General features: G+C 67.7%; 17 protein-coding genes and 1 riboswitch. Of the genes, 15 read left to right on the top strand and 2 right to left on the bottom strand.

Going from position 1 to position 23961, the window contains the following annotated elements; translation table 11 throughout:
- Window positions 1–52 precede the first annotated feature (52 nt).
- From MYSTI_RS05125 to MYSTI_RS05060, 14 genes are all read left to right on the top strand, one after another.
- Window positions 53–1027 (top strand): WD40 repeat domain-containing protein, encoded by a 975-nt coding sequence (locus tag MYSTI_RS05125; RefSeq protein WP_015346641.1) that lies wholly within the window; start codon window positions 53–55, stop codon window positions 1025–1027.
- A gap of 49 nt (window positions 1028–1076) precedes the next feature.
- Window positions 1077–1907 (top strand): hypothetical protein, encoded by an 831-nt coding sequence (locus MYSTI_RS05120; RefSeq protein WP_015346640.1) that lies wholly within the window; start codon window positions 1077–1079, stop codon window positions 1905–1907.
- Between the two features lie 656 nt (window positions 1908–2563).
- Window positions 2564–3379 (top strand): hypothetical protein, encoded by an 816-nt coding sequence (locus MYSTI_RS05115; RefSeq protein WP_044278879.1) that lies wholly within the window; start codon window positions 2564–2566, stop codon window positions 3377–3379.
- Between the two features lie 78 nt (window positions 3380–3457).
- The gene (locus MYSTI_RS05110; RefSeq protein WP_015346638.1) at window positions 3458–5041 is read left to right on the top strand and encodes a hypothetical protein; all 1584 of its coding nucleotides are present in this window, start codon (window positions 3458–3460) and stop codon (window positions 5039–5041) included.
- Between the two features lie 30 nt (window positions 5042–5071).
- On the top strand, window positions 5072–7486 hold the full coding sequence (locus tag MYSTI_RS05105) for a coiled-coil domain-containing protein (RefSeq protein WP_015346637.1): 2415 nt from the start codon (window positions 5072–5074) through the stop codon (window positions 7484–7486).
- Between the two features lie 274 nt (window positions 7487–7760).
- Window positions 7761–8522: a WD40 repeat domain-containing protein gene (locus MYSTI_RS05100; protein ID WP_233278173.1), complete on the top strand. Its 762-nt coding sequence runs from the start codon at window positions 7761–7763 to the stop codon at window positions 8520–8522.
- Window positions 8523–8570: 48 nt separating this feature from the next.
- Window positions 8571–9398, top strand: a complete 828-nt coding sequence (locus tag MYSTI_RS41550; RefSeq protein ID WP_015346635.1) for a hypothetical protein — start codon at window positions 8571–8573, stop codon at window positions 9396–9398.
- Window positions 9399–9513: 115 nt separating this feature from the next.
- Window positions 9514–9635: riboswitch (SAM-I-IV-variant riboswitch) on the top strand.
- A 319-nt stretch (window positions 9636–9954) separates the two neighbouring features.
- Entirely contained in the window at window positions 9955–12456 is a 2502-nt protein-coding gene (gene thrA, locus MYSTI_RS05090; protein ID WP_015346634.1) for a bifunctional aspartate kinase/homoserine dehydrogenase I, read from the top strand.
- Window positions 12457–12489: 33 nt separating this feature from the next.
- Window positions 12490–13617: an aminotransferase class I/II-fold pyridoxal phosphate-dependent enzyme gene (locus MYSTI_RS05085; RefSeq protein ID WP_015346633.1), complete on the top strand. Its 1128-nt coding sequence runs from the start codon at window positions 12490–12492 to the stop codon at window positions 13615–13617.
- Entirely contained in the window at window positions 13529–14686 is a 1158-nt protein-coding gene (locus MYSTI_RS05080) for a trans-sulfuration enzyme family protein (RefSeq protein WP_044278876.1), read from the top strand. The genes MYSTI_RS05085 and MYSTI_RS05080 overlap by 89 nt, the downstream gene beginning before the upstream one ends.
- 263 nt (window positions 14687–14949) lie before the next feature.
- Window positions 14950–15918, top strand: a complete 969-nt coding sequence (gene cysK, locus MYSTI_RS05075) for a cysteine synthase A (RefSeq protein ID WP_015346631.1) — start codon at window positions 14950–14952, stop codon at window positions 15916–15918.
- On the top strand, window positions 15915–16916 hold the full coding sequence (locus tag MYSTI_RS05070) for a methionine ABC transporter ATP-binding protein (RefSeq protein ID WP_015346630.1): 1002 nt from the start codon (window positions 15915–15917) through the stop codon (window positions 16914–16916). The genes cysK and MYSTI_RS05070 overlap by 4 nt, the downstream gene beginning before the upstream one ends.
- Before the next feature lie 43 nt (window positions 16917–16959).
- Window positions 16960–17586: a methionine ABC transporter permease gene (locus MYSTI_RS05065; RefSeq protein WP_044283059.1), complete on the top strand. Its 627-nt coding sequence runs from the start codon at window positions 16960–16962 to the stop codon at window positions 17584–17586.
- Between the two features lie 58 nt (window positions 17587–17644).
- Window positions 17645–18493 carry a MetQ/NlpA family ABC transporter substrate-binding protein gene (locus tag MYSTI_RS05060; RefSeq protein WP_015346628.1) on the top strand — a complete coding sequence of 283 codons (849 nt, stop codon included), beginning with the start codon at window positions 17645–17647 and terminating at the stop codon, window positions 18491–18493.
- A gap of 276 nt (window positions 18494–18769) precedes the next feature.
- Here the strand turns inward: MYSTI_RS05060 and MYSTI_RS05055 are convergent, their stop codons facing one another.
- Both MYSTI_RS05055 and MYSTI_RS05050 read right to left on the bottom strand, forming a co-directional pair.
- Window positions 18770–20194 (bottom strand): sigma-54-dependent transcriptional regulator, encoded by a 1425-nt coding sequence (locus tag MYSTI_RS05055; RefSeq protein WP_015346627.1) that lies wholly within the window; start codon window positions 20192–20194, stop codon window positions 18770–18772.
- The gene (locus tag MYSTI_RS05050) at window positions 20191–21651 is read right to left on the bottom strand and encodes a sensor histidine kinase (protein WP_015346626.1); all 1461 of its coding nucleotides are present in this window, start codon (window positions 21649–21651) and stop codon (window positions 20191–20193) included. Before MYSTI_RS05050 ends, MYSTI_RS05055 begins: the two co-directional genes overlap by 4 nt.
- 1346 nt (window positions 21652–22997) lie before the next feature.
- Between MYSTI_RS05050 and MYSTI_RS05045 the strand changes: the two genes are divergently transcribed.
- A complete protein-coding gene (locus tag MYSTI_RS05045; RefSeq protein ID WP_015346625.1) occupies window positions 22998–23933 on the top strand; it encodes an MBL fold metallo-hydrolase in 936 nt (311 codons plus the stop codon).
- The last annotated feature ends 28 nt before the right edge of the window (window positions 23934–23961 follow it).

Genomic DNA, 23961 nt, shown 5'->3' with positions numbered 1-23961 from the left:
GCCCCAAGGCGCCGGGTCGTTCTGGCCTGGCGCCTTGAACCTGACCGCCTTCATGCCTTCTTTCACGCTGACTTCCGACAACGCCTCACGACTGATGCGCCTGCGTCAGTTCGGGCCCCGCCTCACGGTGCCGGGCTTCCGAGGCCAATCCCTCGCATTCGATGCCCAGGGACGGCACCTCGCCTCCATGGGGCGTGGGGCGGAGGGGACACTTCAGTGGTGGGAGCTTCGGGATGACAGCCCCCGGGTCCTCGCGCATCAGGTCATGCAGCGAGGCACGCACGCGGGATTCCTCGCGGGAGGCGACCTGCTCGTCTCGCTGACGCTGCAAGGTGCGCTTCAGTCGTGGTCCACCGTGGACGGGACACTCCGACACGAGCTGCGGCTGAACGCGATAGGGCTGGAGCTCGGCATGGCCCTCCAGGGGGACCTCGTGCTCGTGACGAGCCCTCAGGGCCATGCCTTTCTCTGGAATGCACGCAGGGGAGCGCGGGTGCGGGAGCTCGAGAACACCTCCAAGCCCTTGCAGTGCTGTGCGCTGTCGCCCGATGGGCGGCTCGCGGTGGCCGGGACTCGGGAGCCCGGCAGCCTCCCGGGAGTGCTTCGCTTCTGGGAGACCACGACGGGCGCGGCGCTCCCGACCCTCGACTTCGACGCCCACTCCGTCAAGGCGATGGCGTTCGAGCCCTCCGGGCAACGACTCGCGGTGGCGACTTCCGAGAACCAGATTCATCTCATCGAAGTCGCCACCCGGAAGCGGCTGCGGACACTCGAGGGCCCCTCGGTAGGAACCCATGAACTGAGCTTCAGTCCGGACGGCTCGCTCCTCGCGGTCGCGTGCGCCATGGCGGCCTTCGTCGTCCTGCGCACCGAGGATGGCAAGAAGCTCTTCAGCCACTGGGACAACAATGACATGCAGGCCAGCTCCGCGCTGTTCTCACCGGACGGCCGCACCCTCGTGTGGGGACAAGGCGATGGGACCGTGGGTGTCTGGGGCATGGCCCCGGCGCACTCCGTCACTCCGTAGCGCGTCCCCGCGCGACACCCTTTCAATCACTTCACATCAAGGAAACACCATGCAATCCCTCATTCAAAAGCTGGCACTCGTGTCTCTCCTGGGCGTCACGGCCTGTGGCGCTCCTCATGATTCGGATGGAGACTTCTCCAGCGAGACGGACACGACCGAGCAGGAGATCAACGGCACGGAGGTGACGCTGCCTCTGTGTGACCTTTCGGCCATCCCTTCCGGTTGGTCTTGCTGGCAGGACTACGACAAGACGCTTGCGTGCCCTACCGGGGCGGCGCCCGCCGTATACTGGCTGCGCCCCAACTCCGGCTCCGAGTACGTCCGAGCGGACGCCAACTTCGGAAGGCCCCAGGTGAAGGTATGGTCCCTCTCATGGGGTCTCAGCGCCTTCTTCAGTCGCGGACAATCCGTGTTCTGCAATGGCACCAACACCTATCGAGCCTCCACTTGGAGCCGGTATACGGGCACGGGTCCTGGAGGTACGGGGACCCCCCAACTCCAGGCCAAGCTGACCTCCGTCGTCGACCACATCCGCGACGCCCTCGTACGGGGCACGGCGTTCGCGGTCTATGACGAGTTCTACTGCGCCACCACGGGGGGCTGCTCTGATGCCACGTCGTTGATTCTGGTCCTCAACAAGAAGGAAATCGACAGCGCGACCTGGACGGAGATCGGCCGGAAAGAGCTGCCGTTGGTTCGCGGGGCACTCGTGGGCGCGTTCGAAATCGAGGCCTCTGCCCCCAAGGACGCGCAGGTCAACTTCGAGGTCTACGTGAAGAACTCCTTCAACTCGATCTCCGAGGTCGTCTTCCATGACCTCCGCCTCTTCACCGAGAAGTGCATCCCGGACATGGTTAACCCGGGCCAATGCCTGCCGTGAGCGCACAGCCATAGCGTCTTCGACGAATCCCCTGGCCTGTTCCAATCGATGGACAGGCCGGGGAGAGCCGCACATGCTCGCTCCCCCCCCGAAGTATACCTCGCTCACTCCCTGGGTCAGGGTGCCCTTCGCCACCGCCGATAACGCGCTGCGACGGGTGCGGCTGCGCCAGTTCGGGGCCAAGCCTGACTTCGAGTGGTATCGGAGGCAGTTCCTGGCATTTGATTCGTCAGGACAGATTGCTCCGCAGGATGGACAGACGAAGAGACGCTCTTCTCACCCCAAGTGCTCTTTCATTTCCTTGAGGTGATTCCCCGGGGTCGGAGTCTCGGATAACCGGAAACCTCGAAGCAGGGGCGAATAGCATCTTTTCTTTGTCAGAGATTTCTTCCATAGAAGCGTCAGCGCGACACGCGTCGGTGTGACGACAGGGCCTCATTCCAGGGGCCGTCAAACGCACCCGCGCTCCTTGGTCCGTAAACCACATGTCCAAACAGACGCTATTCGGGGCACTCCTCGTATCTTCGCTGTGCGGTGGTGCCGCACTGGCGCAGACCACGGTCATCGACGTCATCTCCCCGGCCCGCTGTACGCCCACCGCGGGACGACTGACCCGCTGTTCCATCCCCACCCAGACATTGACTGGCACGGACTTCATGACCGCCGTGCCCATGCGCACCGTCGTCCAGCGCTCCCTGTCTGGCAATTGCTCCACCCAGTACCCGCTGGAGGTGACGCTCACCCCCACGGGCGGGAGCGCCACCCGCTACACCTTCCTCTCCTCGCCTTCCGTCGTCCTGCGTGGCCTCGACCGTCAGCTCCTCACCAGCATCGAGCTCAAGGACTCCTCCGCCTGGACGCCCACCGCGTCCTTCGTGGACACCTGCCGCATCTCCCTGAACATCGACTGGAACCAGGTCGACGTCGACTCCGCTCCCCAGGCCCAGACGCTCATCCAGGACCTCCAGGCGGACGTCACCACGAAGACGCTCCAGCGCGACAATCTGGAGGCGCTCCTCGACTTCAGCACCGCCTACAACTTCATGGGCGAGCTCTCCAACCGCTTCTACGCGGAGCTCACCACCGAGACCATGATGGACCTGCGCGCCAAGTCCATGGACACCTCCAATGTCCTCCTCAAGGTGGCCATCACCTGTGAGCAGCCCGCGGGCACGCCTCCCGAGCTCCTCCTCACCGACGCGGACCGCGAGCTGCTCAACCAGCTCTTCTTCAACCTCGGCACCCTCGGTGGCCCCGGTGACTACACCAAGCCCGACGGCTCACTGAAGACGGTGCGCGACTTCCTCGGCGACGAGGCGAAGGTCGTCATCGACAAGCTCGCCGGCCGCTCCACTCCCGCCGTGCGCGCCCAATACCAGGCGCAGTACCAGGCCGCCGCGCTCGCCGTCGTCGCCGCCCAGCAGAAGCTCGACCTGGCCCGGGTGCAGCTCGCGCCCTGGCTCACGCCGTAACCGCGCCAGTCTCCGAGCCTCAATCCCAGACATCTCTGACGGGCGGCCTCTGGCCGACCCGAAAGGACTCTCATTGCCATGACTTCGCCCTTGCGCTTCATCCGCGGCCACGGCTTCGTGCCCTTCGCCGCGCTCCTGCTCGCCGCCGGCTGCGGCCACCCGACCTCACCGGAATCCCCGCCCGCCGCCGCCAAGGAGCCAAGTCCCACCGCGATGGTGACGCGGGCATCCTCCGCTCCAAGCATCTGCGCGCACCGGCCTGACTACAGTGCCATCCCCACCACCTGCTCCAGCACCCGGGAGCCGGCGGACCTGTACCAAGGCGTCCTCAACCTCATCAAGGCCAACTGCATCGTCCTCGCCGAGAATCCCGCCAGCCCCACGGAGGCCGAGAAGAAGCGCGCCTGGGAATCCTGCATCAAGTACCCCCCCGTGCTCTGGGTCGAGGCTGCTTCCAGCCCGGACCAGTTCGACGCCTGGAACGCCCAAGTGGAACGCATCGCCGTGTTCTATCGGACCTCCAACGCACCGGACGTCACCGCGACCTCCTTCGAGCAGAGCCTCCGGAAGATTCGCGAAGTCGCCGAAGAGATGGTCAACAACTACCACGCGCCCATCCGGCAAGTGGAGAACAGCAACCGGCGCATCCTCGACACCACCCTCCCAGACCTGCTCAAGGCCAAGGCGGAGGCGGAGGGGAAGCCTATCCAGGCGGAACTCGCTCAGCAGCGCGAGACGATGTCGGAAATCCAGTTCCTGCTGGCACGCCACCAGGCGAAGCTCCAGACGTACCAGCCCGCCTATGCGGCGCTCGTGGCCCAGTTCGAGACCTACCGCACCAACGAGCCCATCCTCGTCAACCGCCTCAAGTCGTTGGTCCTGCAGGCCTCCACCGCCACGCTCGCGACGCTCCCCAACGTCCAACTGGAGCTCGTCCAGCTCAGCCGCGCGGAGAGCCTCGCTCCTCAGCAGCTGCAGCTCGAGGCCTTCCGCCTCTCCCGCCAGCTGTCTCGCGTGCATGACGAGTTCGAGGCGGAACTGGAGCCCCACTTCGACTTCATCCGCACGCACAACGTCGCGCGCCCCAAGCTCGCCGACGAGCCCATGGAGGTGCTCGCCAACATCCAGGCCTACGCCGACTCGCGCTACGTGCGCACCGGCGACGTCGTGAGCAAGACGCTCGATGGCATCCGCCGCCGCCAGACGGCCCTCATGACGCTCCAGGCCGACCAGGCCACGCGTCAGACCATCGTCCAGAACACCAACCTCGCCGCCTCCACCCAGTTCCTCGCCGAGACCACCGCCCGCGTCACCGAGGTCGGCAAGCTGCCTCCGCGCAGCACGAAGCTCCGCCTCTACTTCCTCGCCGGCAAGCTCCAGGAGCACGAGAGCATCCTCCAGCTCGAGTCCGTCTGCGCCAAGGCCGCCGCCACGCCGTGGATGGGCACCGGCTGCAACACCCTGGCGCTCCAGTTCTCCAAGTCCCGCAACTACGTCAACCTCACCCTCCCCGGCACCATGCGGCTGAACATCGCCTCCATGCGCACCGCGGGCGTGAACGCGACGCTGCTTCAGGAAATCGAGCAGCACCTGGCCGCAGGCCGCGTGCGCGCCGCCGCCATCTCCCACGACGTGGCGCTCCGGTCCTCCGAGGACCTGTGAGCGCGGTGCCCTTCCTCTTCTGGTGATTCCATGAACCTTCTCAGGACCTGCCTCACGGCCCTCGTGTGCGTCACGATGGCCGGCCTCCCGGAGGACGCCTCCGCAGCGGGCCTCGCCCGGGACTACACCCTCAAGCTGAAGACCGTCTCCTTCCGAGGCACGCGCAACAGCTGCCTCGAGCCCACGCTTCTGTACGAAGGCATCCCGCTCTTCACCGTCAACACCACCCTCCTCCCGACCTTCACGGACACGCCGCTTCGCACCCTCCCCAACGGAGACCAGGAAGGCCGCGTCAAGGCGCCCTTCAACGGCAGCCTGCTGAACTGGGGACAGAACAACTTCTTCTTCCACGTCTCCACGTCAGGCAACGGCGACCACTGCACCCACAGCGAGGACACGGTCGACCTGGTCTCCGGAGACCTCTCGCGACGGCTCTTCTATATCTTCCGCAACGGGCAGCCCTTCCATGGCGTCGCCCCGCTGACGATGGACCTGTCCGAAATCAACCCCGTGCTCTCGCGCAGCATCGCCGAGCTCGAGGACGCGGTGAAGGCGGAGCTCTATCGACTGCGCCAGCTGAGCGACAAGCTCGACTGGGCCCGGCAGCAGGCGACGCAGCTGGAAGCACTCCAGGCCGAGCTCAAGCAGCTCTTGAACCGTCCGCTCGACTCCATCACTTCCGCCGAGTTGGAGGCGTTGCTCGCCCGCTACAACGCGGTTCCCTCCTCCGTGCGCTCACGGCTGGTGCAGATGCTGACGGACCTCCAGGCCAGCATCGACGAGCTGCGCGCCGAGATTGACCGCATCAACGCCATCTTCCGTCAGCACATGCAGGACCTGGACGGCTACGTCATGCCCCAGCCGGGCAACATGGACGTCCACGACCCCGACACCTTCGAGCCGGACCTCAGCGACGACGAGGTGGACGAAGTCGAGGTCCCCGACGTCAGCCAGGGGGACGACTTCGACGAGACGCAGGACCCGTACGCCGCCTTCGCCCAGCAGACGCTCACCGAGCTGAACAAGACGCTGACCAACGGCGTCGTCACGGACCGCCAGGGCTTCCAGTCCATGGTGCGACTGTGGCGCTTCAACCAGGACGTCTTCGAGCGTGGCCTGAAGTCCCGCGTCGGTGTGTCACTCGAGGAGTGGGGCGCCTTCCACTCGGCGCAGCTCGACGTCCTCACCTTCGTCCGAGGCTACATGGGCGAGGGGGACTGGTTCCTCGACTCTCCCGTGCGCGAGAACACCAAGGCCCTCGTCGCCTACCTGGAGCAGCGGCCGGAGAACGCCGCGCAGGCGCAGGCGCTCAAGAACAACCTCAACCTCTGGTACGACGACCCGCCTCGCACGTTCGAGCAGAAGCTGGTGCTCGACACCCTCGACGCGCTCTTCGGCGGCTACAAGGCGCTGGACGAGGGTGTGGCGAGCGAAGACCCCTCCATCTTCGCGACGCTCGGCCGCATCCTCGACGGCGCCTTGGTGGCCACCAAGGCGGTGGTGGGCATTGGCCTGGGACTCACCCCCGCCGGTGACTTCATCGACCTCTGTGAAGTCGTCTCCGGCAAGGAGCTGTGCAACCCGTGGGGCGAGGACCTCACCGTCGGTGAGCGCATGCTCTCCGGCGCGGGCCTGGTCGTCGGCAGCGGGACATTCTGGCGCAACGTGAGCATCGCGGTGTCCGCGGGCGGCATCGTCGCCATGGTCAAGCTGGGCGACTTCCTCGACAACATCAAGGGCCTCTCCAAGGTCGACAAGGAGGACATCGTCCGGCGGCTGGGTGAAAAGGCCATCTCACGGATGGATGGGCTGACGAGCGATCAGATCCTGAAGCTGCTGAACTGGTCCGTGAAGGATGCCGACCTCAACACGCTCGCCAAGCGCCTCAATGGGAAGCAGCTGGTGGCACTCTCCGAGTTCACCATGGAGGCGAAGTTCCTGGCTCGGATGCCCGCGGCCACACAGCAGCTCGTCAAGCAGCAGGGCACGGCCGTCAAGAGCCTCCAGAGCGTGTACAAGCGCACCGCCGACGAAGTGCGCGCGGAGCTCGTGGGGAAGGGCTTTGGCCGCCCCGTCCGGGATTCCTCCGGCAACATCACCGGCTGGCTCAACCAACCCTTCACGAGAGACGGTCAGGAATTCTGGATGCATCCAGACCACTCGCTCGTGCGAATCACGGAGCGCACCCTCGACGTTCCGTACCCCCACCTCAAGAAGGAGATCACCAACCTCCCGGGCACCTACGACATCAGCAACGTCCTGGTGAAGGTCACCGACAACAACAAGATTGTCCCCTCCACCCCGGGCACTGACGTCAAGGACGTCCTCGTGGACTGGTACTGCGAGGTGACGACGGTGTCCAAGGATTACATCATCAAGAATGAGTATGGGCTCCATGACGTGATGGAGCGTATCTGGGCGATCAACACCCACTTGAAGTTGTAGACACGCCCCACTCCGAGGCGCTGGGATTCTTCGTCCCAGCGCCTTGAATCGGACCGCCTTCATGTCTCTTCACACCATCACCTCCACCAATGCCTCACACCTGATGCGCCTGCGTCAGTCCCGGACCCGGCTCACGGAGCCAGGCTTCCGAGGACAATCCCTGGCATTCGACGCCCAGGGGCGGCACCTCGCCTCCATGGGTCGCGGGGCGGTGGGGTCACTTCAGTGGTGGGAGCTTCGGGGTGACAGTCTCCGGGTATGCGCGAACCACTCCGTGACCCGAGGCACGGACGTGGGCATCCTCGCGGGAGGCGACCTCCTCGTCTCCCTGACGCTGAAAGGCTTGCTTCAGTCCTGGTCGGTCGCGGACGGCGCGCTACGACATGAACTGCAACTGGACGCAATCCAGCCCGAGCTCGGCATGGCCCTCCAAGGTAACTCCGTGCTCGTGACGAGCCCCCAGGGCCACGCCTTTCTCTGGGATGCGCGACGGGGCGAACAGGTACGGGAGCTCGAGAACGCCTCGACACCCTTGAAGTGCTGTGCGCTGTCTCCCGATGGGCGACTCGCGGTGTCTGGAACGTATGAACAAGGCCATCCCCCAGGAACACTCCGCTTCTGGGAGACAGCGACGGGCAAGGCGCTCTCCTCCATCGACCTCGACGCCCACTCCGTCAAGGCGATGGCCTTCGAGCCCTCCGGGGAGCGACTCGCGGTGGCGACCTCCGAGAACCAGATTCACCTCATCGAGGTCGCCAACTTGAGGCGGGTGCGGTCTCTCGCGGCCCCTCCGGTCGGCACTCACGGCTTGAGCTTCAGTCCGGATGGTTCGCTCCTCGCGGTCGCCTGCAGCATGGCCTGCTTCATCATCCTGCGCACGGAGGATGGACAGCAGCTCTTCAGCCACTCGGACACCAATGACATGCAGGCCAGCTCCGCGCTGTTTTCACCGGACGGCCGCACCCTCGTGTGGGGACAAGGCGATGGAACCGTGGGTGTCTGGGGTCTCCCCCCGGAGCGCTCCACCCCTCCGTAGCAAGTCCCCACGAAACACGTTTCACTCTCTCCACCTCAAGGAAACACCATGCAATCCCTCATTCAAAAGCTGGCACTCGTGTCTCTTCTGGGGGCCACCGCCTGTGGCGCCCCTCATGATTTGAATGGAGACCTCTCCAGCGAGACGGGCTCAACCGAGCAGGAGATCAACGGCACGGAGGTGACGCTGCCCATCTGTGACCCCAACACCTATCCAGCAGATTGGTATTGCTGGCTGGACTACAACAAACAGACGCGATGCCCGGAAGGACCCGCTCCTTCGACTTACTGGCTCCGGCCCAGGTATGCCTCAACCTACGTCCATGCGGACTCACTCCGCGGCGTTCGGGCAGTCAAGACAGGGTCGATGTCCTGGGGCTTCGAAGACGGCCTCGTCAAGACAGAAGCCGTGTATTGCGACCGTTCAACCAACACCTACCAGGCCTCCACCTGGGCCCGGCACACGAACATTGGAGGGGAACAGCCGCAACGCGTGGCCGGCCTGACGTCCGTCGTCGACCGCCCCCACGGAGGCCTCGTGCGTGGAACCGTGCTCGCAACCTACGACGAGTACTACTGCCTTGCCGCAGGTGCCTGTTCTGATGCCGCGTCCCTGATTCTGGTTCTCAGCAAGAGGGACCCTACCGTCTCGTCGTCCTGGACGGAAGTCGTGCGACGAGAACTGCCCATCACCCGCTGGGCCTCTGTCGGCGCGTTCGAAGTCACGGAGGTGATCGAGCACGAAATGCAGGTCGACTTCGAGGTCTACGTGAGGAACACCCCCGCGGCAGCCACCGAGGTCGTCATCCACGACCTGCGCCTCTTCACCGAGAAGTGCATCCCGGACATGACCAACCCTGGCCAATGCCTCCCCTGAGAGCACGCACGCATCCATAGCGTCTCCAACGAAACACTCGCTCCCCTGCCTGCCCTGATGAATGGGCAAGCAGGGCCGGGGTCTTGACAACGCCCCGCAACCCGTCTATTTCGCCGTTCAGCATCAAGAGCGGCCCTCGTTTCGACGGGGGCCCGACAACCTGGAGACGGACCTCCAAGGTGTCCAAACGATGCGGTCCAGGGAGCAGGTGCTCCACGGACAAACCAAGTGTCCGAGGCGAGGCTGCCCCTCCGCTTCGGTGAGAGAGGGCCCCCGTGGTTCCATCCACCCGCATCGACTCCCGCCCCACCGCGAAGGTCCGTGACGCGTTCCGCGCGCTCCGAGAGCCCGCTCGAATGCGCCGCACCCTCCCGGCGCCCCTCGCGCGAATGCGCGGGCCGGTGCGCGCCGGCTAGGCCTTCTCCTCACCTTCCCTCTCCATTCCTTTCCTTCATGGCACCGCGGGTGCCGTGCCGCTCGACGTGTCTGCGTCGACGCCACGGCCGCGAGCCTTCTCATGCCTTCAGGGCCACGGCCCCGAGGCTCGAGGTCGCAGATGAGCAGCAATTCCTTTCGAGTGATGAAGTTTGGTGGCTCCTCCGTCGGCTCGCCCCGACGCCTGCGCCAGGTCATCGAGCTGATTGGCAAACATGCCCGCACCGGCCCGCTCGCGGTGGTGGTCTCCGCGCAAGGAGACACCACCGACTGGCTCCTGGAAGCCGCCGAGCTCGCCACGAAGGGAGACCTGGAGGGCTCGCTCACCGTGGTCGCACGCATCGCCCACCTCGCGAAGACGAACGCCGCCGCCCTCCACCCCGCGCAGGCCACCACGCTCGCCGTCCGCGTGGACCAACTCCTCGCCCCGCTTCAGCAACTTCTCCAGGGCATCTCCCTCACCCGCGAGTGTTCCCCCGCCTCCAAGGACAAGGTCCTCGCCTTCGGAGAGCTGGTCTCCGCCACGCTCCTCGCCGAGCTGCTCAACGCCGCGGGCACCGAGTCCTGCTTCCGCGACGCGCGCCTGCTGCTCGTCACGGATGACACCTTCGGCACCGCCCGCGTGGACGTGGCCCGCACACGCACCCAGCTCCAGGCGAGCGCCGCCGGCTGGGGCACCTCCGTGCCCATCATCCCCGGCTTCATCGCCTCCACCGTGGACGGCCGCACCACCACGCTGGGCCGCAACGGCTCCGACTACACCGCCGCGCTCGTCGCCCAGGGCCTGGGTGCAACCGAAGTCACCGTGTGGACCGACGTGCTCGGCCTGCACACCGCCGACCCGGACCTGGTGAGCGACGCGTACCCCGTCCCCCACCTCACCCACGCCGAGGGCCTGGAGCTGGCCGCCGTGGGCGTCCGCATGCTGCACCCGCGCACGATGATTCCGCTCATCGAGTCCGGCATCTCCCTGCGCATCCGCAACACCATGCACCCGGACCACCCGGGCACGCTCATCGACGCCATCGGCTCGCGCGACGACAACCGTCCCACCTGTATCGCCACGCGCGAGGACCTGGCCCTGCTCGGCATCGAGGTCCGCAAGCTCTCCGACCAGTTCCAGCTGGGCGAGCGAGTCCTGTCCGCGCTGCGCGCCGCCCGCGTCACCGTGTGGATGACGGCCCAGTCCGCCAACGGGCAGTCCATCGCCCTCGTCGTTCCCCTGCCGGATGTGCAGCGCGCTCGGACCGCGCTGGAGACGGAGCTGGCGCAGGAGCTCTCCCGCCGCGAGGTGGAGCCGCTCGGAGTCCGCCAGCCCGTCACGCTGCTCACGCTCGTCGCCGAGGCCATGGGTCACGGCGTCAACGTGGCCGGCCGCTTCTTCAGCGCGCTGGGCGCGGTGGGCGTCAACGTGCGAGCCAGCGCCCAGGGCGCCAGCTCCCGCTCCATCTCCTGCGTCGTGGACGCGGCGGACACCTCCATCGCGGTGCGCACCACCCACGCCGCCTTCAACCTGGCGCACCAGCAGGTGAACCTCTTCCTCCTGGGCAAGGGCACCGTGGGCGGCCAGCTCCTGACGCAGCTGCGCGCCCAGCAGGAGCAGCTGCGCGAGCGCCACGGCATCGCGCTGCGCGTGGTGGGCATCGCCGACAGCCGGCACACCCTCTTCGATGTCTCCGGGCTCGCGCTGGAGGGACTGGAAGAGCAGCTCGCTCGCGTCGTCCGCGGTGAGCCCGGCACCCGGGCGCTGCCTCCGCTGCTGGACGAGCTGCGCCGGCTCCCCGTGCCCATCCTCGTCGACTGCACCGCCGATGGCGGCGTGGCCTCGCTGTACACGGAGGCGTTCCGCCGAGGCATCCACGTCGTCGCCGCCAACAAGAAGCCCCTGGCGCTGCCGTGGAACGAGCGCGAGGCGCTCATCGCCGAGGCCCGCCGTCACCACGTGGGCTACCACTACGAGACGACGGTGGCCTCCAGCCTCCCGGTCATCGACACGCTCGCCAACCTGGTGCGCACCGGCGACACCGTGCGCCTCATCACCGCGTCGCTCTCCGGCAGCGTGGGCTTCATCTGCAACGAGCTCCTGGCGGGCGTGCCGCTGTCCACCGCCGTGCGATCCGCGCGGGACAAGGGCTTCACCGAGCCCGACCCTCGCGAGGACCTGTCCGGCGCGGACGTCGCGCGCAAGGCGCTCATCCTCGCGCGGGAGCTGGGCCTGTCGCTGTCGCTCTCCGACGTCGCACTGGAGCCCTTCGTCCCCGCGCTGGAGGACTCCAACGAGTCCCCCGACTCGTTCCTGCGCAGCCTGCGCTCGCTGGATGCCGAGTACGCGCAGAAGGTGGAGCGCTGCCGCCAGTCCGGCACGGTGCTGCGCTACCTGGCGCGCATCGACCCGACGCGACTGGGAACGGACTCCCCCGTCATCCGCGTGGGAATCGCCGCCGTGGAGCCGGGCCAGCCCGGCGCGGACCTGCGCGGCACCGAGTCCTTCGTCTCGTTCACCACCACGCGGCACAGCGAGTTCCCCCTCACCGTCCGAGGCGCGGGCGCGGGGGGCGCCGTCACCGCGTCCGGCGTGTTGGCCGACATCCTTCGAATCTCCCAGACGCTGCGGGGCCGCTGAACCCAGCCCCCAGCTCACCCGGAGCCCTCTCCCATGAAAATCGCCACCGCCCTCGTCCACGCCGGAACCCGCAGAGACCCGAGCACCGGCGCCATCGCCGTCCCCGTCTACCACTCCGCCACCTACCAGCACCCCGCGCTGGGCCAGTCCACCGGCTACGACTACTCGCGCACGAAGAACCCCACCCGCGCGGCGCTCGAGGACGCGCTCGCGCAACTGGAGGGCGGCAGCAAGGGCCTGGCCTTCGCGTCCGGCATGGCCGCGCTGCACTGCGCCCTCCAGCTCTTCGGCCCCGAGGACCACATCATCCTCACCGAGGACCTCTACGGCGGCACCTACCGGCTGGTGGACCGGCTGCTCCACGTCCCCTACACCTTCGTGGACACCACGAAGCCGGACGCGGTGAAGGCCGCGCTGCGCCCCAACACCAAGGCGCTGCTGGTGGAGACACCCACCAACCCGCTGATGAAGACGGCGGACCTGCCCGCGCTCGCGGACATCGCGAAGAAGGCGGGCGTGCTGCTCATCGTCGACAACACGTTCTACACGCCCTACCTCCAGCGCCCGCTGGAGCTCGGCGCGGACCTGGTCGTCCACAGCGCGACCAAGTACCTGGCCGGACACAACGACGTCGTCGCGGGCGCGCTCGTCGCACGGGACGCGGCGCTGGGCGACAAGCTGCTCTTCGCGCAGAACGGCATCGGCGCCATCCTGGGTCCCCAGGACGCGTACCTGGTGATTCGCGGCCTCAAGACGCTGGCGCTGCGCATGGAGCGTCACCAGTCCAACGCGCGCGCGGTGGCCGCGTTCCTGTCCGGCCACCCCCAGGTGGAGCGCGTCTACTACCCGGGCACGGGCGGCATGCTCTCCTTCAGCGTCACGGAAGCGGCCCTGGTGCCCCAGGTGCTCGCCGGCGTGCGCCTGTGTCTCTTCGCCGAGTCGCTGGGCGGCGTCGAGACCCTCATCACCTTCCCCGCCACGCAGACCCACGCGGACATCCCCGTCGCGCGCCGGGAACAGCTTGGCATCACTGACCGACTGCTTCGCCTCTCCGTGGGTATCGAGGACTCCGATGACATCATCTCCGATCTGGCCCAAGCGCTCGACGGGCGCTCCCGCCCTGTCGAACTTCGCGACCCGGCTGCTGCACACCGGCCATGAAGTCGACCCGGTGACGGGCGCCGCGGCGGTGCCCATCTACCAGGTGTCCATGTTCGACCAGCCGGGCCTCGACCAGCCCGGTGAGTTCGACTACGCGCGCTCGGGGAACCCCACGCGCAAGTCGCTCGAGGGCGTGCTCGCCAAGCTGGACGAAGGCGCGGGCGCGTTCGCGTTCGGCTCCGGCATGGCCGCGCTGTCCACCGTGCTGATGCTGTTCAGCGCGGGCGACCACCTGGTCGTCACCGACGACTGCTACGGCGGCACCTACCGCGTGCTCACGAAGGTGTTCAGCCGCTTCGGCCTGAAGGCCACCTTCGTCGACACCAGCGACCCGGACGCGGTGAAGGCCGCGTTCCGCCCCAACACCAAGGGGCTGCTCGTGGAGACGGTGAGCAACCCGTTCCTGCGGCGCACCGACGTCACCGCGATGTCCATCCTCGCGCGGACGTACGGCGCGCTGCTCATCGTCGACAACACGTTCCTGTCGCCCTACCTCTCGCGTCCGCTCACCGAAGGCGCCGACATCGTCATCCACTCCGCCACCAAGTACCTGGGGGGACACAGCGACGTCGTCGCCGGGGCGGTGGTGGTGCGCACGCCGGAGCTCGCCAAGGAGGTCTACTTCCTCCAGAACGCGGTGGGCGCGGTGCTGGGGCCACAGGACTGCTTCCTGCTCCAGCGGGGCATCAAGACGCTCCAGGTCCGCATGGAGCGGCAGGTGCGCACGGCGGGAGCCCTTGTCCGGTGGCTTGGGACCAGGCCGGAGATTCGAGAGGTCTTCTACCCGGGCACCGGGGCGGTGGTGTCCTTCCGCCTGGCCCATGACGCCATGGCGGCGACGTTCGTGGAGTCGCTGCGGCTGCCCTTGCTCGGCGTGTCGCTGGGCGCGGTGGAGAGCATCATCACGGTGCCGGCGAGGCACTCGCATGCCTCCGTGCCCGCCGCCGAGCGCGAGCGCCGGGGAATCACCGACAGCCTGATTCGCTTCTCCGTGGGGTTGGAGGATGTGGAGGACCTCCAGGCGGACCTGGCGAATGCCCTCGGGCGCTCCTTCCGCGAGGCCGCATGAAGGCGAGGTCGGGTTGACAAGTCTTGGGCGGATTGGTTACGTCTTGACGCCAATGTTCGTCTCCGTCGCTCCGTTCAGGACCTGTTGTCGCGGCACGTGTTGTCGTGCTGCGACGGGTCCGTCCGTACGAGCGTACTGAGCCACGCACTTTCGCGCTCAGGCGTGTCCGGCCCGTCCCCAGCACCTGGAGACGGGCCGTTCCTTTTTCCCCACACGCCGGGGCGCAGCATCGCGGTCCCGGCCTTTCCCACCGAGAAACGCGAATGCCCAACAACATCTATCCCGACGTGACGCAGCTCATCGGCCGCACCCCCATCATCCGGCTGTCGCGCATCGGCGGTGCCGAAGAGGCGACCCTGCTGGCGAAGGTCGAGTTCTTCAACCCGGGCGGCAGCGTGAAGGACCGCATCGGCCTGGCCATGATCGAGGACGCGGAGAACCACGGCCGCCTGCGTCCGGGCATGACCATCGTCGAGCCCACCAGCGGCAACACCGGCGTCGCGCTGGCCATGGTGGCCGCGGTGAAGGGCTACCGCATCGTCCTCACCATGCCGGAGAGCATGAGCGTGGAGCGCCGCCGCATCCTCGAGGCCTATGGCGCGGAGCTGCTGCTCACGCCCGCCTCGAAGGGCATGACGGGCGCCGTCGAGGCCGCCGAGGAGCTGGTCAAGTCGCTGGGCGACAAGGGCTACATGCCGCAGCAGTTTCGCAACCCGTCCAACCCGGAGATCCACCGCCGCACGACGGCGAAGGAGATTCTGGGAGACCTGGACGTGACGAAGCTGGATGCGTTCGTCGCGGGTATCGGCACCGGCGGCACCATCACCGGCGCGGGGGGCGTGCTCAAGAAGGCGAACCCGTCGCTCCAGGTCGTCGCGGTGGAGCCGCTGCGCTCGCCGCTGCTCACGCAGGGCAAGGCCGGCCCGCACCGCATCCAGGGCCTGGGCGCCAACTTCGTCCCGGAGGTGCTGGACCGCGGCGTGTACGACGAGGTCATCGACGTGGCGGATGTGGACGCGTACCTGGCGGCCCGGGACCTGGCGCGCAAGGAGGGGCTGCTCGTCGGTGTCTCCAGCGGCGCGGCGCTGCATGCGGCCCGGCAGGTGGCACGTCGCCTGGGTCCCGGCAAGACGGTGCTCACCGTGCTGCCGGATACGGGTGAGCGTTATTGGAGCTCCTTCGCGGCGTTCGCCGAGGAGCTCGCGAACACGCCGCAGGGAGTCGGTGGATGATTGAGCTGCGCGGTATCAGCAAGGTCTACAAGCAGGGCGGGCGTGAGGTGCCGGCGCTCCAGGACGTGTCGCTGCGGGTGGAGCCGGGCGAGGTGTTCGGCGTGCTGGGCCAGAGTGGCGCCGGCAAGTCCACGCTCATCCGCTGCGTCAACCTGCTGGAGCGCCCCACCGAGGGTCGGGTGCGAGTGAACGGGCAGGAGCTGCTGGGCTTGAGTCCCGAGGCGCTGCGCAAGGCGCGGCAGGGCATCGGGATGATCTTCCAGCACTTCAACCTCTTCTCCTCGCAGACGGTGGCGCAGAACGTCGCCTACCCGCTGGAGGTGGCGGGCCTTCCTCGCGAGCAGATTCGCACGCGTGTCGCGGAGCTGCTCGCGTTGGTGGGCTTGAGCGACAAGGCGGAGGTCTACCCGGCGCGGCTGTCGGGTGGGCAGAAGCAGCGCGTGGGCATCGCTCGCGCGCTGGCGCCTCGGCCTCGCATCCTGCTGTCGGACGAGGCGACGTCGTCGCTGGACCCGGAGACGACCCGCTCCGTGCTGGCGCTGCTCAAGGACCTCAACCGGCAGCTGGGGCTCACCGTCCTGCTCATCACCCACCAGATGGAGGTGGTGAAGGCCCTCTGCGACTCCGCCGCCGTGCTGGAGCAGGGCCGACTGGTGGAACAGGGCAAGGTGCTGGACCTCCTGTCCCGACCGGGAACCCGGCTGCATGAGCTGTGCTACCCGCCGTTCTCCACCGGCGAGGGGCCTGTCCTCCGCGGTGGATATCGCGTGGCGCTGACCTTGTCGGGTGAGCACTCCACGCGCCCCATCCTCTCGACGCTGGCGCGCCGCTTCGACGTGGATGCACATCTGCTGGAGGGCTCGCTGGAGCGCGTGGGTGAGGCGCGCGTGGGACGACTGCTGTTCGAGCTCACGGGGGCACCGGAGGCGGTGCGCCAGGCGCTGGTGTTCCTGCGCGAGCAGGGCTTGACGACCGAGGAGGCTGCTCGTGCCGCCTGAACTTGCTCGATGGTTGTGGACGGCCACGCTGGAGACGCTCTACATGACGTCCGTGGCCACACTGGTCGTGGTGCTCGTGGGGTTGCCCCTGGGCGTGCTGCTGGTGCTGACGGACCGGGGCGGCCTGTGGGAGCGACCGGCGCTGAATCGCGTGCTGGGCACGCTGGTCAACGTGGGGCGCTCGGTGCCCTTCATCATCCTGATGGTGGCCATTGTTCCGCTGACGCGGTGGCTGGTGGGGACGACCATCGGCACCACGGCGGCCATCGTTCCACTGGTGGTCGCGGCGATTCCGTTCATGGGCCGCGTGGTGGAGCAGGCGCTGCGGGAGGTGGATGCGGGACTCGTGGAGGCGGCCATCGCGATGGGCTCGACTCACTCACGCGTCATCTTCCGTGTGTTGCTGCCGGAGGCCCTGCCTTCTCTCGTGCGCGGGACGGCGCTCATGGTTATCAGCCTGCTCGGCTACAGCGCCATGGCGGGAGCCGTGGGTGGAGGTGGGCTGGGAGACCTCGCGGTGAAGTACGGCTACATGCGCTTCCGCACCGACGTCATGCTGGGCTGCCTCGCCGTGCTGTTGGCGCTGGTGCAGCTCGTGCAGTGGTTGGGGGATGGCCTGGCCTCCCGGTTCGACCACACGAGCTCCGCGCCTCATCGCGCGCACGACTGAAATATCCGCGCGGCGGTGATGTTCGCGCCGCGCCCCCCCTGTCTGGATTCCACACCCCATGAAGCCACCCTCATCGTTCCTGCTGATTCCCCTGGCTTTCGCCGCCATCTCCGCCGTGTTGTTGGTGGGGACGGGCTGCAAGAAGTCCGAAGCTCCCGCCACGGGCGAGGCCCCGGGCGTTCCCACCCTCAAGGTCGGCGTCAATCCCGTGCCCCATGGGGAGATTCTTCGCGCGGCGGTGCCCGTGGCACTGCGCGACGGCGTGCGCATCGAGGTGGTCGAGTTCACCGACTATGTGCAGCCCAACATCGCGCTGTCCGATGGGCAGCTCGATGCGAACTACTTCCAGCATGTGCCGTATCTGGAGCGCTTCGCCGCGGACCGGAAGCTGTCGCTGAGCAGCGCCGGAGCCGTGCATCTGGAGCCGCTGGCGCTGTACTCGACGAAGTATCGACAGCTCGCGGAATTGCCCGAGGGCTCGCAGGTCACCATTCCGTCGGACCCCAGCAATGCGTCGCGTGCGCTGCACCTGCTGGAGGACCATGGGCTGCTGCGCCTGCGTGAGAACGTGGGGGCCGCCGCCACCGTGCAGGACGTGGTGGGCAACCCGCGCAAGCTGGAGCTGCGGGAGATTGATGCCGAGCAACAGCCTCGCACGCTGGAGGACGTGGCCGCCGCAGTCATCAACGGAAACTACTTCCTGGAGGCGCAGAAGCACCTGAAGCTCGACGCCAAGGTGCTGGCCAGCGAGTCCTCCGCGCGCAACCCGTACGCCAACGTGATCGTGGTCCGGAAGGGCGACGATGCCCGCCCCGAGGTCCGCGTGCTGCTCAAGGCGCTCCAGTCCGCCGAGGTGCGCAAGTTCATCGAGGCGAACTACGGTGGTGCGGTGGTTCCCGCGTTCTGACGCGGGGGGCGCTTTCGCGCGCCATGTCCGAGTCCGGTGGGACGCTTCGCTCCGGGTCGCCCTCTCCGGAGGGGAGCAGGTGCTACGCTCCATTCCTTCGCGCGGGGTGGAGCCACCCGGCTGGCTTGGAACGCGGTGCGACTCGGAGCGTTTGAAGTCCTCCGAGCGAACACCGTAGGGATTGAGCCGAGGGTGAAGGCGCTCGTGTTTCATGCCCGCCCGTGACGTTGCTTCCGAAGCCTCGCATCAGCGAGCTCGCTCGGTTGGAGCGCGGTGCTACTCGGAGCGCTTGAAGTCCTCCGAGCGCACTCCGTAGCGCTTGAGCAGACGGTGGAGGCTCTCTCGCTCCATGCCCGCGCGCTCGGCCGCGTGGGTCACGTTGCCGCCGAACTCCTGCATCAGCGCGGAGAGGTACTCGCGGGACACCGCGTCCCTCGCTCCGTCCACCGCCTCTCGGTAGGGCAGCTTCGCCAGGGAGTCACTCGTAGCCCTGACTCCTGGCGCTGTGGCTCCCGTCGCGGCGGCGCGTGTGGTGTTGATCTCCGGCGGCAGGTCTTCGGGCGTGATGCGAGGACCCTTCGTCACGGCCACGGCTCGCGCCACCGCGTTCTCGAGCTGACGCACGTTCCCAGGCCAGTCGTGGGCGGCGAGGGCTCTCAGAGCCTCGGCGGTGAAGCCCTCCACTTCGGGACGCCCGGCGCGGGACAGGAAGTGCATCGCGAGGAGTGGGATGTCCTCTCTCCTCTCGCGCAGCGGGGGCAGTTGCACCGTCACGACGTTGAGCCGGTAGTAGAGGTCCTCGCGGAAGCGGCCCGCTGAGACTTCGGCGGACAGGTCTCGGTGTGTGGCGGCCACGACTCGGACGTCGACCTTCACCGCGGTGGTGGTGCCGACCCGACGGACCTCCTTCTCCTGCAGCGCGCGATTGAGCTTCACCTGCACCGGCAACGGGAGATCTCCAATCTCGTCGAGGAAGAGCGTGCCTCCGTGGGCCTCCTCGAAGAGGCCGGGCTTCGCGGCGGTGGCCCCGGTGAAGGCGCCCTTCGCGTGACCGAAGAGCTCGCTCTCCACGAGCTCCGCGGGGAGCGCGCCGCAGTTCACGGCGACGAAGGGCTTCGCGGCCCGTGGGCTCTCTCGGTGCACGGCTCTCGCGGCCAGCTCCTTGCCGGTGCCGGTCTCTCCTGTAAGCAACACGGTGAGGTCTCGGGTCGCGACTTGAGACAGCAGGCCGTGAAGCGCGTGCATCGCGGCACTTCCACCGAGGAGACCATGAAGCTCGGGGGCCACGGCGAGGCGCGCTTTCAGGTTCGTCGCTTCGTGTCCCTGGCGGCGCTTCTCGAGGGCCCTCGCCACCACCAGCGCCACTTCATCCGGATCGAACGGCTTGGAGAGGTAGTCGTAGGCGCCTTCCTTGATGGCCTCCACGGCCTTGGGAATGCTCGCGTAGGCAGTGACGAGGATGACCTGCGTCTCGGGGGCTCGGTGCTTCACTTCTCGCAGCACGGCGAAGCCGTCGGCCCCTGGCATCTGGATGTCCGTCACCACCACGTCGAACGCGCGCGACGAGAGCTGGGCGATGGCCTGCTCTCCGTCCGCGGCCTCCGTCACCGCGTAGGCGTCTCCGAGGATTCGGGAGAACAGCTTGCGCATGTTCTCCTTGTCGTCGACGACGAGGACACTGGGTTTCGAGGGAGTGCTCATGCCATGGCCTCTCTCTCGGCGGAGGCGGGCGGGAGTCGCAGGGTGAAGCGCGCGCCTCCGAGTGGACCTGTGTCCGCTTCGATACGTCCTCCGTGCGCCTCCGCGATGGCCTGGCTCACGGCGAGCCCCAGGCCGGTGCCCGTGGACTTGGTGGTGAAGAAGGGCTCGAAGAGGCGACGACGGTCCTCGGGCTTCACGCCGGGCCCGGAGTCGGAGATGGCCACGCTGGCGCCTCCGTCCTTGTCGGGTTCGATTCGCACCTCGACGGTGCCGCCCGTGCCCGCGGCCTCCGCGGCGTTCCTCACGAGGTTGAGCAGGACCTGACGCAGACGCAGGGGCTGGGCCCACGCGCTCGCGGTGCCCTCCACGCGCACCTCCACCTGACCGAGCCGCTCGGCTTCTCGCAGTCTCGCCACGACGTCCTCACAGGTCTCTCGCACGGAGACTTTCTCCATGGGCCCATGGCCCGGACGGGAGAGGTCGAGCAGCCCTTCGACAATCTGCTGGCAGCGCACGGCCTCGTCCTCGACCACCTTGAGGTCTTCGGCCAGGGGGCCCTCCGCCTTTCGCTGGAGGATGCGCACATAGCCGAGGATGACGCCCAGGGGGTTGTTGATTTCGTGCGCCACACCGGCGGCGAGGCGGCCGACGCTCGCGAGCTTCTCGTGTTGAACGAGCTGGGCTTGATGGGTGCGCAGGGCCTCGGTCATGCGGTTGAACTGCGCGGCGAGCTGGCCGAGCTCTCCGGGGTCGTTCTCCGGGATGCGCGTGTCGAGGTCTCCTTGGGCGAGTCGCGCGGCGCCCTCGGACAGACGGGCGACGGGGCGGGCGACGGAGTTGCCGATGTAGATGCCCACGCCGATGGCGAACAGCGTGGCGCCGCCGAGCAGGAGCAGCGCCCAGCGGAAGCTGTTGTGTTCGACGGCGCCGACGTGGGCCTCGAAGGAGCCGATGGAGTTGTCGAAGCGATGCGCCAGGGATTCGGCGCGGGCCTGGACGAGCGACACGCGTTCGAGCACCTGACTGTGGACGGCGGTGACGGTGGCGTGGTCCTTCGCGAGCACGGCGGGGAGGAGGGAGTCGCGGTACAGGCGCTCGAGGGCGTCGCCGTTCTCCTGGATGTCGGCCACCCAGGCGCGCTCCTCCTCGTCTTGCGCCTGCTCGCGGAGGCTGCGGGTGAGCGCTTCGACGCGTGCTCGGGACTCCTCGTGGAAGTGAACGTGGCTGGCGTTGCCGAGGATGATGGTGTGCGCCACGTGGGCGTACTGGTCTCTCACGGCGGTGGCGAGTTCGAGCGCATCACGGACGCGGTTGCCGGCTTCACGCAGCTGGTGGGAGCCGTCGTGAATGTCAGCCAGGCGGGCGAGCGCGAAGCCCGAAGCGGCGGTGAAGAGGGCCACGAGCGCGCCGAATGCGAGCAGGAGCTTGCGGGTCGTGGAGCCGGAGGTGGGCAGCATCTCGCTCTATATAAGTGAGAGCGGAGCCAGATGGGGGCTTCCCCGAAGCGCCGAGCCTGGCCGCAGCGTGAGCCACTGAACTGGGGGCCGAGAGGCACGGCGATGTCTCCGGAGAGCCAGGCGCCTCCATGGTAGAACTCGTGAGAGCTTCCTCTCCCGGGGGACACGCGATGCCATGGCCAGTCATCTGGGTCTGTGCGCTGTCCTTGGCCCTGCTGGGCTGCCCCGAGGTTCATCGGCGAGACGGCTGGGCGGACCGCGCCGCGCATCGAGATGCGCTGGAGACCCTCCCCACACGGTGCACCAGCCAGGAACGCGAACGCTATTGCGAGGGCAAACCCGCGAACGACCCTGAATGCATCGAACACTGTGGTGACCCGGAATGAACTGGCGGACGCCCACCACGGTCATCACCGCGCTGCTCCTCCCCCTCCCACTCGTTCTCATTCTCGGCGGAGCGCTCCAGCCCCAGACACCCGAGTACAGCCATGGCCGGACCATCAGCCCCGTCCTCTCCATGGAAGAACGAAGCCGGCTCCGCACCTACCGCCGAAACTGCTCCAACAGCGCCGCCTGCGAGGCTCCCTTGGGCTGCCTCATGGATGCCCGCGCCCATGCGCAATACTGCGCTGACAGCCAGTGCCTCACCGACGCGCAATGCTCCGACGGCCAGCACTGCCAGCTCCTCTCCACGGAGGGCTCGGGCCCCCTGGTTCGCTACTGCATCCCTCGCGGAGTCCGCACGGAAGGAGAACGATGCATCAAGGTTCCAGCCACTCACGACGAAGCCTGTGCTCCTGGCCTCGTCTGCGGCGGCCGAGGAGGATTCTGCGCCCGTCCCTGCGCCCTCTCCTCCCCCCCAACATGCGCATCTCACTTCTTCTGCGCGGACACCCGTCCCGAGCCTCTCTGCCTCCCGACCTGCGAACAACGTGACTGTCCCGAAGGCCAGCAGTGCATCCGTCATGACGAAGGCGCGTCCACCTGCGCTCGAGTCCTCGGCCCTTCCTGCCAGCAATCCCCCTGTCCCCCAGGACAGACCTGCGAGGTCATCCACTCCCCCCAGTTCCCCGACCGCATCTGGTCCGAGTGCGAGCAACGCTGCGGCCAGAACCTCCCGCCGTGCCCCTCCAACCTCGTCTGCGACGGCTGGTCCTGCAAGCAGCCCTGTCAGCCCGACGGCCCCGACACCTGCGCCGACGGCTTCCGCTGCTTCCAACGTCGCCCTTCCTCCCCCTGGGTCTGCCACCCCCACTGGTGACCCCCTCCGCATTCCCTTGCGAACCCACACACCTCGCGCGCATGACTGGCGCTCGGGCCCCACGCGCCCCTAGGACTCCGCCCTCATGCCCCTGCGCTTCAAGAACCTCGACGGCACCGGCCCCCAGCCCTTCAGCACCGTCTTCAAATGGGCCGTCGCCGACAAACTCTCGGGCCGCCGCCGCAAGTCCCCCGACCACGCCCCCGTCCCCCACGTCTCCCCAGACCTCGCCCTCCTCGCCACGCCCCCCGCCCCCGGTGAAGGCGCCCGCCTCACCTGGCTCGGCCATGCGAGCTGGCTCGTGCAACTCGATGGCATCTCCCTCGTCATCGACCCCGTCCTGCGCGACGCCATCAACGTCGTCATCCGCCGCAACGTCCCTCCCGGCCTCCCCACCCACCTGCTTCCCCCCATCACCGCCAGCCTCGTCTCCCACAACCACTACGACCACCTGGACCTCCCCACCCTCGTCGACGTCCGAGCCCCCATCGTCACCGGCCTCGGCCACGCCCCCGTGTTCCGCGGCAGCGGCCTCGCCGTCACCGAGCTCGACTGGTGGCACTCCACCCGCGTCGGCCCCGTCACCGTCCACTTCGTCCCCTCCCAACACTGGAGCCGGCGCGGCCTCAACGACGCCAATGACATGCTCTGGGGCGGCTTCGTCATCGAAGGCTCCAGCGCCCGCCTCTACCACTCCGGCGACACCGCCTGGTTCGAGGGCTTCCACGACATCGGCCAGCGCTTCCCCCACCTCGACGCCGCCATGCTCCCCATCGGCGCGTATGACCCGGAATGGTTCATGAGCCGCCAGCACATGAATCCCGAGGAAGCCGTGCGAGCCTTTGAAGCCCTCCGCGCCCGGGACTTCCTCGCCATGCACTGGGGCACCTTCAAGCTCACCGACGAGCCGCTCGACGAGCCGCCCCGGCGCCTGGACGCCGAGTGGACGCGCCGTGACTTGCCGCGACAACACCTGCACGTCCTACCCGTGGGAGGAACTCTCACCGTGCACAGCGGTTGAATCACACCAGAGCCTGTGCTGAGGGTTG

Origin of the sequence: Myxococcus stipitatus DSM 14675, from assembly GCF_000331735.1 — a bacterium.
Taxonomy (GTDB): domain Bacteria; phylum Myxococcota; class Myxococcia; order Myxococcales; family Myxococcaceae; genus Myxococcus; species Myxococcus stipitatus.
Note: the sequence above shows the minus strand (reverse complement) of the source record. Positions and strands in the feature narration are given on the sequence as shown.